Genomic DNA, 12,325 nt, shown 5'->3' with positions numbered 1-12,325 from the left:
GCTCCAGGGGTTGGCGGCCAACAGCAGCAAGCTAAGAGGCTTGATGCTCGATCCCCATGACAAGACCAAGCACTTGAATGTCGCGATTGTGCAAGAACATGGCAGGTGTGCCCGCTTGTTCCGGCAGAAGATGAACACCGTCGTGGCCGATGGAAAGTCGCTTAAGCGTGACAGAGCGGCGATTAATTTCAGCCACTGCTGTTTCATCGTAGGTGTCGTGCTGAAAACGGCGAATAATGATGACATCACCATCAAATAGGTTGCAATCGTTCATCCGGTTGCCACGCACTTTGATGGCGTAAATATTGCGGCGTGTGATGCGCTTAGCGACAGGGGTATCATGGAACTCGGCGATAGCGGGGAAGGCGGTCATGGAAGTCTCCTGGGTCAAAGTGGGCAGCGACATCCTGTGGCTTATTTAGTGTATTCTTTTAAAAGTGTTTTTTAGTACAGTCTGTTGTTATGTACATGATTAACTGTATATGTGTTTTTCTATACAGTCTAGGGCGTGTTGACGTTTGATCGAAGATGATTTGGCAGGATAGGGGCAAGCTCGCAGAATAGAGGTTCTCACGCCAACAAACTGCGAGCTTGCGATGCCCCGACAAATGCTCACGGATGAACACTGGTCGAAGCTGAAACCTATCCTGCTTCAACAAGGTATCTATGACAAGGCCAACCTGCGCATCACTGTGGAAGGCATCCTTTACCGGATGCACACTGGCTGCCAGTGGCGGGACCTGCCAGAGGCGTTTGGGTCCTGGAATACGGTCTACAAGCGCTTCAACGCCTGGTCATCGGCTGGAAAGCTGATGGCGGTTTTCAACATGCTGGTCGAGGATCCGGATGTCGAGTGGCTATTCATTGATGGCTCTTACGTCAAGGCGCACCAGGACAGTACAGGGGCTGCCACAGAAGAGTCAGAAGCCATTGGCAAAAGTCGTGCAGGCAACACCAGCAAAATTCATCTGGCCGTTGACGCTTATGGCCTTCCCAATTCCTTCAGGATAGCGGGCGGTGAGGTACACGACAGCACAGAAGCCCAGGCATTGATTGACGACTTGCCGACGGGGGAGGCGCTAGTGGCTGACAAGGGCTATGACAGCGAGCGTATCCGTGAGCAGGTTGAGGCGAAAGGCATGGAGGCCGTGATTCCACGTAGGCGCAACTCGAAAAAGGGAAATGCCAGTCTGGACAGAGGTTTATATCGCTATCGGCATCTCGTCGAGAATGCCTTTGCCCGTTTAAAATCGTATCGCGCCATAGCGACGCGCTACGATAAACTGAAGCGAAACTACGAAAGCATGGTGGCTTTGGCGTGCGGTTTTTTATGGCTCCCAATGTGAAACGTCAACAGGCCCTAGCCTTGGCGTGAAAATCATCTGCGCGGATAGGCGTATCCCGTTAAAGCGTGAGTTGACCAAGGTCAATATGCGACCCGGCGTCGCAGGGCGTGACTAGCGAGAAATACGCTTTCCGTGTAGAGTTCGACGCGAAATCAATATGCTTGGAGAGCCCTTTGAGTCTGCGCCTACAAGCCCAACAGCTCGCCTGTGAACGCGATGATCGCTGGTTGTTTCAGGGTCTCGATGTGGACATCCATAGTGGTGAGGTCGTCCGGATTGAAGGTCCTAACGGCAGTGGTAAAACCACGCTATTGAAAATTTTTTCGGGGCAACTGAGCGATTATCATGGCGAACTGTATTGGAATGGTCAGCCTATGCGCGAGGTGCGCGAGCATTTTTTGACCAATTTGCTCTACCTCGGCCATTCGCCGGGCGTAAAGACAGGGCTCACAGCGTTAGAAAATCTCTCTTGGTACCAAGCATTGGACGGACAGCGCGGTAGCGAGTCTGAGCGTTTAGACGCCCTGGCCAATGTTGGGCTTGCGGGGTTTGAAGATGTGCCGGCTGGGCAGCTTTCTGCCGGCCAGCACCGCCGTATCGCACTGGCGAGATTGACGCTGACACCGCGTGCGTTATGGGTACTGGATGAGCCCTTTACCGCCATTGACCGTGACGGTGTTGCCGCGCTTGAAGCCCAGCTTGTGGCGCATGCGAATAGCGGTGGCTGCGTGATTGTGACAACCCACCATGAGTTGGCCTCGTCCCCTGCTTTACGACGCATTGTGCTGGGCTGAATCACCGGCTAAGTATAAGGAGAGTGTGGTGCAGCAGGAAATCACAGCGGTTGCCCCGAGACTAAAAGAGCCCGGTGAGGGCTTAACACTCGCGCTAACGGCGACATTGAAGCGTGATCTCGTGTTGATGCTACGTCGTCGTGGTGAAGTACTAAATCCCTTGGTCTTTTTTGCCTTGGTCATCACGCTGTTTCCCATCGGCATTTCCCCCGATCCCGATTTGTTAGCATTAATCGCACCGGGGCTTTTATGGGTAGCCGCATTGCTAGCGGCGTTACTTTCGTTGGATAGCCTGTTTCGTAGCGATTTCGATGACGGCAGTTTGGAGCAGTTACTGCTCGCACCTCAGCCGCTTGCCGCGTTATCGCTGGCGAAAGTAGCGGTACATTGGCTTTTGACGGGGTTGCCGCTGGCGTTAATGGCACCCGTTTTGGGTATTATGTTGGCATTGCCGTCAGGAAGTTACTTGGTGCTTGCTGTGTCCCTTGCTTTAGGCAGTGCGACGCTGAGCCTTATTGGGGCGATAGGCGCGGCGCTAACGGTGGGGTTGGCTCGGGGCGGTGTGTTGTTGTCATTGCTAGTGTTACCTCTTTATATTCCCGTGCTTATTTTCGGTGCCGGTGCGGTGCAGGCAGCAATTGCAGGCGATAGCGTCAGCGCGCACCTGGCGATTTTGGGTGCGCTGCTAGCGGCTGCCCTTATGCTTGCGCCCTGGGCGATTGCGGCATCACTGCGAATCAGTATTAACGGTTGAGGACAGACTCACTATGTGGGCTTTTATTCATAAGCTGGGATCGCCCAAGTGGTTCTACGGTATCAGTGCCAGGCTTGAGCCCTGGTTTTGGGTGGCCGCGGCGCTTTTGATCGTGACCGGCACTGTGTGGGGGCTGGCATTTGCACCGGCGGATTATCAGCAGGGCAATAGCTTTCGCATTATCTATGTGCATGTTCCCGCCGCGTTTTTGGCGCAGTCGATTTTTGTGTCGATGGCAGTTGCGGGGCTTGTGTTCATGGTCTGGAAGATAAAAGTCGCGGATATGGCGGCGACTGTTATGGCGCCTCTGGGCGCGTCGATGACGTTTGTGTCGCTGTTTTCCGGCGCGGTGTGGGGCGTGCCCACCTGGGGAACGTGGTGGATGTGGGACGCGCGTCTTACCTCCATGTTGATTTTACTGTTTCTGTACTTAGGCGTCATCGCGCTGCGCGGTGCTTTTACTAGCCGAGATAGCGCGTCGCGTGCGGCGTCGGTATTGGCAGTGGTGGGGGTGATCAATATCCCGATCATTAAATATTCGGTGGATTGGTGGTATACCCTGCACCAGCCGGCTTCCTTTACGATTACATCGCGCCCGGCGATGCCGACCGAGATGTGGATGCCTCTGCTGATCATGGTGCTAGGGTTTTACAGTTTTTTTATTGCCTTGACGCTAATGCGGACACGAAACGAAATTTTGCGCCGTGAATCCAACAAGCGTTGGGTGCGAGACAGGGTTCAGGAGGCATGACAATGGCGTTTAACTCATTCGCAGAATTTATCGCCATGGGAGGGCATGCGCCGTATGTGTGGTCTTCGTGGGGGCTGACACTATTTTTACTCGTGGTTCTTGTGTGGCATGCACGATTTGAACGCCGTCAGCTAATTAACAGTTTAAAACGTCGTGAACGGCGTGAGCGCGCACGAAAGCAGCAAAACGCCGCCCCAGCGCCACTTCAACCGGTTGTAGCGGGAGGTCAGCATGACACCTAAGCGTAAACAGAAGATGTTTGTGATTCTCGGCTTGGTATCGCTTACCGCCATCGCCGTTGGGCTCACGCTGTATGCACTTCGCTCTAATATCAATCTGTTTTTCAGCCCGGTCCAAATTGCACAGGGTAATGCGCCCATCGAACGCACCATACGCGCCGGGGGGATGGTGAAAGAAGGCTCGGTATCCCGCGACTCGGAGAGCCTTAACGTTGAGTTTAAAGTGACCGATTACGTCGATGATCTTGATGTTTACTACAGCGGCATTTTGCCGGACCTGTTCCGTGAAGGTCAGGGTGTGGTCGTGGTAGGTCAGCTACAGGCTGACGGTCGCATGCGGGCGGATGAAGTGCTAGCGCGTCACGACGAAAACTATATGCCCCCGGAAGTCGCACAGGCGCTCGAAGAATCAGGTTATAAACCGGCGGATTTCCAGGCTAAAGCCGTTGAGGTGGGGAAACGTCTTGACGCAGAGGGCGTGCCTAAAGCAAGTGAGTACTAGCGTCATGCTATGCCGAGCCGACTGTCACGTGCTAACCCGGAGCGCACATGTTCACTGAAATGATCCCAGAAGTTGGCCATTTTGCCCTTGTTACCGCTCTGCTAATGGCAGCGGTGCAGACCATTATGCCATTAGCAGGCGCGGCGACGCGGCGCCCGTTATGGATGGCTTACGGTCGGCCTATGGCAGCAGGGCAGTTTTTGTTTTTGTTGATTGCTTATGGCTGTTTAACCGCCAGCTACATGCTGGATGATTTTAGCGTGGCCAACGTGGCCAATAACTCCAACACGATGTTGCCTTGGTACTATAAGCTCAGCGCCGTTTGGGGCAACCATGAAGGTTCTGTGCTGCTTTGGAGTTTGATGCTGGCCAGCTGGGGTTTTTTTGCCGGTGTTTTCTCGCGGCAGCTTCCGCGCGATATGGTTGCTCGCGTGATGGGGATTCTGGGCGCGGTCAGCGTAGGGTTTTTGCTTTTTATTTTGGTGACGTCTAACCCGTTTGATCGGTTGTTGCCGAATATGCCGCAAGACGGTGCCGACCTTAATCCGCTTTTGCAGGATTTTGGTCTCGTCGTTCACCCACCAATGCTTTACATGGGCTATGTAGGGTTCTCCGTGGTGTTTGCGTTTGCCATTGCCGCGCTTCTGGGCGGACGCTTAGATGCGGCATGGACACGTTGGGCACGCCCCTGGACCAATATCGCCTGGGCGTTTCTCACCGTGGGTATCGCGCTTGGCAGTTGGTGGGCTTATTACGAGCTTGGTTGGGGCGGTTGGTGGTTCTGGGACCCGGTGGAAAACGCCTCGTTGCTCCCCTGGCTGACCGGTACCGCACTGATTCACTCGCTGGCGGTGACCGAGAAGCGCGGCTCGTTTAAGAGCTGGACAGTGCTGTTGGCGATTGCCACTTTTTCGCTTTCGTTAATGGGGACTTTTTTGGTGCGCTCGGGGGTTTTAACCTCGGTACACGCCTTTGCTAATGACCCGGCGCGCGGCTTTTTCATTTTGATGCTGCTCGCGATTACGGTCACTCTTTCGCTATTGGTTTTTGCTCTGCGTGCGCCACGCGTTAGCCAAAAAGTGGGTTTTAACTGGCTATCGCGGGATGCGCTTTTATTAATCAACAATATTCTGCTCGTGATTATGACCGTCACGGTGCTGTTGGGCACGCTCTACCCGTTGATCTTGGATTCGCTAGGATTAGGCAAAATCAGCGTGGGGCCGCCGTACTTTAACGCGCTGTTTGTCCCTCTTATGGCGGTGACGAGCATCTTTATGGGATTAGGGCCGATGGCACGCTGGAAGCGCATGGCGGCGAAAGAGCTTTACACCAAACTCTGGCTGGCCGGTGTCGTGGCATTGGTGTTGGGTGCTTTAATTCCCGTGTTTTATGGCCCTGAATGGAACATTTGGGTGGCCCTTGGCATGCTGATGGCGCTTTGGATCGTATTGCCGATACTGCGCGATATTTGGGATAAAACCCGCCATGCGCGTTCGTTTGGTGTTGGCCTGAAAAAACTCTCCCTGACGTATTGGGGCATGGTGCTTGGGCATCTGGGCGTGGCCTTTACCATTGTAGGGGTCGCCGTGGTCTCCCATTACAGCATTGAGCGCAACGTGCGCATGGGGCCGGGAGATAGCGTCGAGGTGGCCGGCTACCATTTCACGATGACAGAGCTATCAAGCCGCCGCGGCGCTAACTTTTTGGCGGATACTGCGGTCATTGAGGTTCAGCGTGGTGAAAGCGGACGTCAGTTCACCATGCAGCCGGAAAAACGGCTCTACTTGGCGACGGGCATGCCGATGACGCAGGTGGCGCTACGTGCTGGCTTTTTCCGAGACCTTTATGTCGCGATGGGCGAGGATCTCGGCGACGGCAGCTGGGCCATGCGTATTCAGCACAAGCCCTTGGTGCGTTGGTTGTGGCTGGGTGGCTTGTTGATGGCCGCAGGCGGCCTGCTTGCCGTAGCGGATAAGCGCTATCGCCGCACACGTGTTCGCCAACAAAGGTACGATTCTGAGAGTACGAGTGCCTCGTCTAGCGACAGCGCCTCGAAGGAGGCAATAGCATGAAACGTCGGTTACTGCTTTTTTTGCCATTGGTGGGTTTTTTGTTGCTCGCCGTGTTTCTTTATCTGCGCCTTTCGGAAGACCCCTCGTATCGCGATTCAGCGTTAGTGGCGCGCGACTTTCCCGCGTTTGAGGCAAGCACGCTAGAAGACCCAAATCGTCGCGTTGATCAGAGCGTGCTAACCGGTGAAGTGACGCTCGTCAATGTGTGGGGCGAGTGGTGCCCGGCCTGCAAACAGGAAATGCCGCAGCTACTCGATCTTGCTGATCGCGATGTTCGTATGGTGGGTGTTAACTACCGAGATACCCGTGAGAAGGGGCGAGAATTCTTAAGTGAATTCGGCAATCCTTTTGAGTTGAATATTTTCGACCCGGAGGGCGATATCGGTTTTGACCTTGGGGTTTATGGCGCACCGGAGACGTTTTTGGTCGACGCGGACGGCATCATTCGTTATCACCATACAGGGTATATTGCCCCCACTGACGTGCGCGATACCATTATGCCGGAGGTGGAAAAATGGCGCTGAATCGTTGGCTTATCGCTACGCTACTATGGGTTCTCGCCAGCAGCGCGTTAGGCGCAGAGGAAATCCGTGAGTTTGAGGACCCTGTGACAAAGGAGCGTTACCAAGATCTTACGGCGTCGATGCGCTGTCCGCTGTGTGAGAACCAGGCCATCAACGATTCTGATGCCCCAATTTCGGGTGATATGCGCGAGCGTGTCTATCAATTGCTTCAGGATGGTCAATCCGATACCGAAATTATCAACCATATGGTGCAGCGCTTTGGACAGTACATTCTCTATAACCCGCGCTTAGAAAACCGCACGTACCTGCTATGGGGTCTACCGGTTGTGTTGGTGCTGTTGGGCGTTTTACTAGTGGTATGGATGGTGCGTGCACGGCGCAATGCATCGGCGACTTCGCTGAGTGCCGAAGAGCGAGCCCGCCTGGATGAACTCATTAACCGCGAGAGGTCTTCATGACGCTGCTGTGGATTGCGTTTGCCGTTTTATTGTTGCCGGCACTCTGGCTTTTGGTATTGCCGCTTCGACAAGCGCGAAAGCTGCACGATACGCAGCAAGCATTCGAAGCCAACGATACCTCCGCAGAGCAAAATGTCGCCATCTTTAAGCGCCGCCTCGCCTCGCTGGAAGCAGTGCGCGCGCGCGGTGATATTGATGATTCGCGTTTTGAAGAAGACCGCCTTGAGCTAGAGCGCAGCCTGCTAGAAGACACCCAAAACCTCAAACGACGCCCACTGAAAACGTACACATCAGGGCGTTTTGTCGTGCCGTTGGTTATGCTGAGCGTGGTAGCGGTCAGTGTTGTCTGGTACCAGTTTCAGGGCGCTGAAGGTGACTTGATGCTGCTGGAAACCCGTCGCGAGGTGCAGGCTGATCCGGAGGCGTCGCTTGCGATGTATATCGAGCGGATGGAAGCGCAAGCTGAGCGACAGCCCGATAACCCTAACGTGTGGTCTGAGCTCTTTCCGCTCTATCGTGAAACGGGCCAAGTTGAAAAAGCCGTTAATGCGCTTGAGCGGCTGATCGATATCGAAGGCCGCCTGGCGCCGTTGCTAGCCCAGCTCGCTCAGCTACGTTTTTTTATGGAAGGGCGTGAACTCACGTCGGAAGTGCAGGCGCTGGTAGATGAGACACTTGAGCAGGATCCGCGTCAGCCCACCGTGCTAGGGCTTTTAGGGGTGCACGCGTTTGACCGCAGCGAGTACGAAACCGCGATTGATCGCTGGCGCCGCGCGCTGGCCAATATTGACGACGAAGACACGGCCTCGTCGTTGCGGGAAGGTATCCGCGTGGCCCAGCGCCGTATGGGCGTGGAGCCTGAGCAAGCGGATATCGGGCAGGCTCAAGGCCCGGGGGTTCGCGTCAAGGTTTCGCTAGATGAATCGCTGGCTGATACTGTCCCTAACGATGCCACCGTCTTTATTACGGCGCGCGATATGGAAGGCGAGCTACCACCGCTTGCCGTGGTCAGGGCACAGGTCTCGGCGTTGCCCATGACGGTTGTATTAGATGAAACCAACGCCATGTCACCAGAAGCCTCGCTATCGCTAGTGCAGCAAGCACGTTTGATGGTGCGCGTTTCACGTTCAGGGCAAGCCACGCCGCAACCAGGGGATCTCTTCGGTGATTTAGACGGCGTCACGGTTGGCCCGGTTGAAGAAGATGAAGCCGTAGAGGTCGTTGTGGATCGTGTCTTTGAGTGATCGTTGGCGGCCCTTACTATGCGTTTAACCTCCATCCGCCTGGTCGGGTTCAAATCTTTCGTTGACCCCATCACCGTACCCTTCGATGGCAATATGACGGCCATCGTTGGGCCTAATGGCTGTGGTAAATCGAATATTATTGACGCGGTACGCTGGGTGATGGGCGAATCATCGGCCAAAACGTTGCGTGGCGAGTCGATGGCGGACGTGATTTTTAATGGCTCTACTGTGCGCAAGCCGGTGGGGCAAGCCGCTATCGAGCTGAAATTCGATAACCGTGACGGTATGATGGGTGGTCCCTACGCCCAATACGCTGAAATTGCGGTGAAACGACAGGTTACCCGCGACGGCCAATCTCACTACTTCTTTAATGGTCAGAAATGCCGTCGACGAGATATCGCGGATCTCTTTATGGGGACGGGCCTCGGGCCGCGTTCCTACGCCATTATTGGCCAAGGCATGATCTCGCGGTTAATCGAAGCACGCCCGGATGATCTGCGTGCCACCCTGGAAGAAGCCGCTGGCATTTCTAAATACAAAGAGCGGCGTCGCGAAACCGAAAACCGCATGCGCCGCACCCAAGAAAACCTTGATCGCCTCGACGACATTCGCGAAGAGCTGGATAAGCAGCTAGAGCGCTTAAAGCGTCAAGCCGAAGCGGCAAAGCGCTATCAAACCCTGAAGCAGCAAGAGCACCGCCTCAAAGGCGAGCTTGCGCTGCTGCGCGCCCGCGCGCTGCGGGCCGAACAGCAGCAGCAAGAAAACCGCGTGCGAGAGCTTGAAATCAGTGTCGAAAAAGACGTCTTTGGTGTGCGCGAATGCGAAACGCGTCTGGAGCAGGCGCGCGAGCAGCACGATGAACTTGCCGACGTATTAGAGCGACACCAGCAGCAGTTTTACGATACCACCACGCGTATCGCCCGCTTAGAACAGGACCAATCCCACCGCCGTAGCCGCCTAGCTCAGCTTGCCAGCGATATCGATAATGCTCGACGCGAGCTCAATGAGCAGCGTGAATTAGGGGAATCAGATAGTGAGCGCTTGCTTACCATTGAAGAGCGATTAGACGCACTGCTGCCGGAAGCCGAGGCGCTAGAGGAGCAGCTGGAAACCCTTGAGCACGCAATGTCTGAGGCGTCGCCCGCGCTGGAAAGTGCTGAAGCCGCTTGGTCTGATGCTGACGAACAATGGCGCCAAGCAAGCCGAAGCGCTGAGCGTAGTCAAGATCAGCTGCATGATATTGAGCAGCAATTAAAGCGCTTACACACCGAGCAGCAGCGCCGCCGTCAACAGCGTAGCGATATTGCGGATCTTAATGCACTGCGCGCCGAGCATGCTAAAGCGCAAGAGCAACACAGCGCGGCCGATGCGCAAACGCAGCAGCTTAATCTTGAACGCGAGACGTGGCAGCCGCGCCTTGCTGAGGCGAAGCGCGAGCAGCAAGAGGCTAACGCCCAGCGTGATGAAGCGCGAACAACGCTCAGCCGCTTAGAAGGCGAGCAGGCCTCGCTGGCCGCGTTGATTGACGCACAGCTAACCGACCACGACCCGGCGTTACTGACGACGCTCGATGCCCACGGCCTGGCAAATGCCCCGCGGCTGGGTGAAGTTCTTCAGGTGGCACCCGGCTGGGAAAGCGTAGCGTCTTGGCTTCTTGCCCCGTGGATGAATGCCCGTGTGGTAGCGCCAGAAAAACTCGCCGCGTTACCCCAGGCGCTCGCAACGGATTGGTGCTTGCTGGCAGATACACCGGGTATTTCAGCCCCTGACCATACCGTTGCCGCCTTGGTACAAGGCGCGGGCGCACTCAATGCTTGGTTAGGCACCATCCACTGCGTTGAACATGCCGATGATATTAAATCGCGCTTGGCATCGCTGCCGGTAGGTGACAGCGTCATTAGCCGTGATGGCGTTTGGCAGTCCGCAGACTGGCTGCGTCAGCAAGCAGAGGGAGAGGCCATTGATGCGCTACTGGTGACGCGTCGCCGTTTTGGTGATTGCCAAACGCAATGCCAAGCGCAGCAGGAAGCGTTAGCACTGGCGCAAGCCCGCTGTGACGAGGCGCTTGTCGCGCTGGAGTCACTGGAAGAAGCGCGCGATGTCCATGCGCAGCAAGAGCGGGAGAGTATTGAAACGCGACAGCAGTTAGCGCTTAAAGAACGCAGCCTTGCTCAGCAGGTAGAGCATCTCGAAAGCCGTGCCAAGGAGTTGGATGATGAGCTTAAAAAGGTGCAACAAGACGGTGCCGAGCTTGATCTTAAGCTGGAAGAGCAGCGCGCTCGTTGGAACGACGCGATGGAGCATCTTGAAGCGGCGGCATTGCATCGTGATCAAGCCAGTGCAGCGCGTGAACAGCAGCGTGAGCAACGCGAACGGCTTAATCATGAATACGCACCGCTTAAAGCCGACCAGCAGCGTTTAGCGTTAGAGCGCGAGCGCTTAACCGTCGAGCAAGCGAGCCTTGACGCACAAAAAGTGCGTAGTGCTGAAAGCGAAGAACGTTTATCGCAGCGTATTAGTGAGCTAGAAGAAACACGTGAAGGGCTTATCGAGCCTGATGAACTTGCCTCTGAAGCGTTAGAAGAACTTCTTTTCCAGCGTGAGCAGCAAGAGCATCGGCTCAACGAAACGCGCGAGCAAGCGCAAACCATCGCTGAACAGTTGCGCCATGATGAGCTAGCACGCCAGTCTCACGAGCGTAATTTGGCGCAGAGCCGTGAGCAGCTGCAAAACCGCCGGATGGAGGTTCAAGCGCTGGAACTAAAAGCCGCCACGCAGGATGAGCACCTGGCCGAGCTAGGCCACGATGCCGAGGTGTTGGCGACAGAGTTGCCTAACGACGCGGATGAAGCGAGCTGGCAGGGCACGTTAGACGCGACCAGTGACAAAATTCGCCGTCTGGGCGCGATTAACCTCGCGGCCATTGAAGAGTACGACCAACAAGCCGAGCGGCGTAACTATTTAGAGGCGCAGCACGCCGAATTAACTGAAGCACTGGAGACCTTAGAAAGAGCGATTCGACGCATTGACCAAGAAACACGTGTGCGCTTCAAAGAGACGTTCGAGCAGGTCGATAGTGGGCTCCAAGCCCTTTTTCCGCGGGTATTTGGTGGCGGCACCGCGTGGTTGACGTTAACCGGTGAGGATTTGCTGGAAACGGGGGTGGCCATCATGGCGCGCCCGCCGGGTAAAAAGAACAGCACCATCCACCTTCTTTCCGGTGGCGAAAAAGCCTTAACCGCGCTTTCGCTTGTGTTTGCGATTTTTCAGCTTAACCCTGCGCCGTTTTGTATGTTGGATGAAGTGGATGCGCCGCTGGATGATGCTAATGTGGGGCGCTACGCTAAATTGGTTAAAGAGATGTCGGAAAACGTGCAGTTTATCTATATTACCCATAATAAGATTGCGATGGAGGCGGCAGAGCGCCTAATGGGCGTGACCATGCAAGAGCCAGGGGTGTCTCGCTTGGTGGCGGTAGGGGTCGATGAAGCCGCTGTGCTTGCTGATGCATAATAAAGCGGCTAGCCTGAAAGTGCGTTACTAAATAGTAAAAAGAGGTTGAAGCGGCGCGTAAACGTGAAAATAGGCAAAAAATGGCCTATTTTGTCGTACTAACGCTATGCTTAGTGTAATAGATTGGG

Annotated in this window: 12 protein-coding genes; 11 read left to right on the top strand and 1 reads right to left on the bottom strand. The window is 55.2% G+C overall.

Annotated elements, in window-relative coordinates:
• Positions 1-31: 31 nt before the first annotated feature.
• On the bottom strand, positions 32-373 hold the full coding sequence (locus M8006_RS09580) for a LexA family protein (RefSeq protein ID WP_250081598.1): 342 nt from the start codon (positions 371-373) through the stop codon (positions 32-34).
• Between the two features lie 223 nt (positions 374-596).
• On the opposite strand from M8006_RS09580, the gene M8006_RS09575 reads away from it, so the two are divergent.
• The 11 genes from M8006_RS09575 (at position 597) to smc (ending at position 12,197) form a co-directional block, all read left to right on the top strand.
• Positions 597-1,346 (top strand): IS5 family transposase, encoded by a 750-nt coding sequence (locus M8006_RS09575; RefSeq protein ID WP_250081595.1) that lies wholly within the window; start codon positions 597-599, stop codon positions 1,344-1,346.
• Between the two features lie 173 nt (positions 1,347-1,519).
• A complete protein-coding gene (gene ccmA, locus M8006_RS09570) occupies positions 1,520-2,140 on the top strand; it encodes a cytochrome c biogenesis heme-transporting ATPase CcmA (RefSeq protein ID WP_250081594.1) in 621 nt (206 codons plus the stop codon).
• Positions 2,141-2,168: 28 nt separating this feature from the next.
• On the top strand, positions 2,169-2,894 hold the full coding sequence (ccmB, locus tag M8006_RS09565; protein ID WP_250081591.1) for a heme exporter protein CcmB: 726 nt from the start codon (positions 2,169-2,171) through the stop codon (positions 2,892-2,894).
• A gap of 13 nt (positions 2,895-2,907) precedes the next feature.
• Positions 2,908-3,645 carry a heme ABC transporter permease gene (locus tag M8006_RS09560; protein ID WP_250081590.1) on the top strand — a complete coding sequence of 246 codons (738 nt, stop codon included), beginning with the start codon at positions 2,908-2,910 and terminating at the stop codon, positions 3,643-3,645.
• Between the two features lie 2 nt (positions 3,646-3,647).
• Positions 3,648-3,887 (top strand): heme exporter protein CcmD, encoded by a 240-nt coding sequence (ccmD, locus tag M8006_RS09555; RefSeq protein ID WP_250081589.1) that lies wholly within the window; start codon positions 3,648-3,650, stop codon positions 3,885-3,887.
• Positions 3,877-4,386 carry a cytochrome c maturation protein CcmE gene (ccmE, locus tag M8006_RS09550; RefSeq protein WP_250081587.1) on the top strand — a complete coding sequence of 170 codons (510 nt, stop codon included), beginning with the start codon at positions 3,877-3,879 and terminating at the stop codon, positions 4,384-4,386. Before ccmD ends, ccmE begins: the two co-directional genes overlap by 11 nt.
• Positions 4,387-4,433: 47 nt before the next feature.
• Positions 4,434-6,458, top strand: coding sequence for a heme lyase CcmF/NrfE family subunit (locus tag M8006_RS09545; protein ID WP_284047003.1), 2,025 nt, complete (start codon positions 4,434-4,436; stop codon positions 6,456-6,458).
• Positions 6,455-6,982, top strand: a complete 528-nt coding sequence (locus tag M8006_RS09540; RefSeq protein WP_250081585.1) for a DsbE family thiol:disulfide interchange protein — start codon at positions 6,455-6,457, stop codon at positions 6,980-6,982. The genes M8006_RS09545 and M8006_RS09540 overlap by 4 nt, the downstream gene beginning before the upstream one ends.
• Entirely contained in the window at positions 6,973-7,440 is a 468-nt protein-coding gene (locus M8006_RS09535; protein ID WP_250081583.1) for a cytochrome c-type biogenesis protein, read from the top strand. The genes M8006_RS09540 and M8006_RS09535 overlap by 10 nt, the downstream gene beginning before the upstream one ends.
• Positions 7,437-8,684 (top strand): c-type cytochrome biogenesis protein CcmI, encoded by a 1,248-nt coding sequence (ccmI, locus tag M8006_RS09530; RefSeq protein ID WP_250081580.1) that lies wholly within the window; start codon positions 7,437-7,439, stop codon positions 8,682-8,684. The genes M8006_RS09535 and ccmI overlap by 4 nt, the downstream gene beginning before the upstream one ends.
• A gap of 18 nt (positions 8,685-8,702) precedes the next feature.
• Positions 8,703-12,197, top strand: coding sequence for a chromosome segregation protein SMC (gene smc / locus M8006_RS09525; protein WP_250081578.1), 3,495 nt, complete (start codon positions 8,703-8,705; stop codon positions 12,195-12,197).
• The last annotated feature ends 128 nt before the right edge of the window (positions 12,198-12,325 follow it).

This window comes from Halomonas llamarensis, assembly GCF_023555005.1.
GTDB classification, from domain to species: Bacteria; Pseudomonadota; Gammaproteobacteria; order Pseudomonadales; family Halomonadaceae; genus Vreelandella; species Vreelandella llamarensis.
The sequence above is the reverse complement of the archived record's forward strand: the minus strand, read 5'-3'. Positions and strand labels throughout refer to the sequence as shown.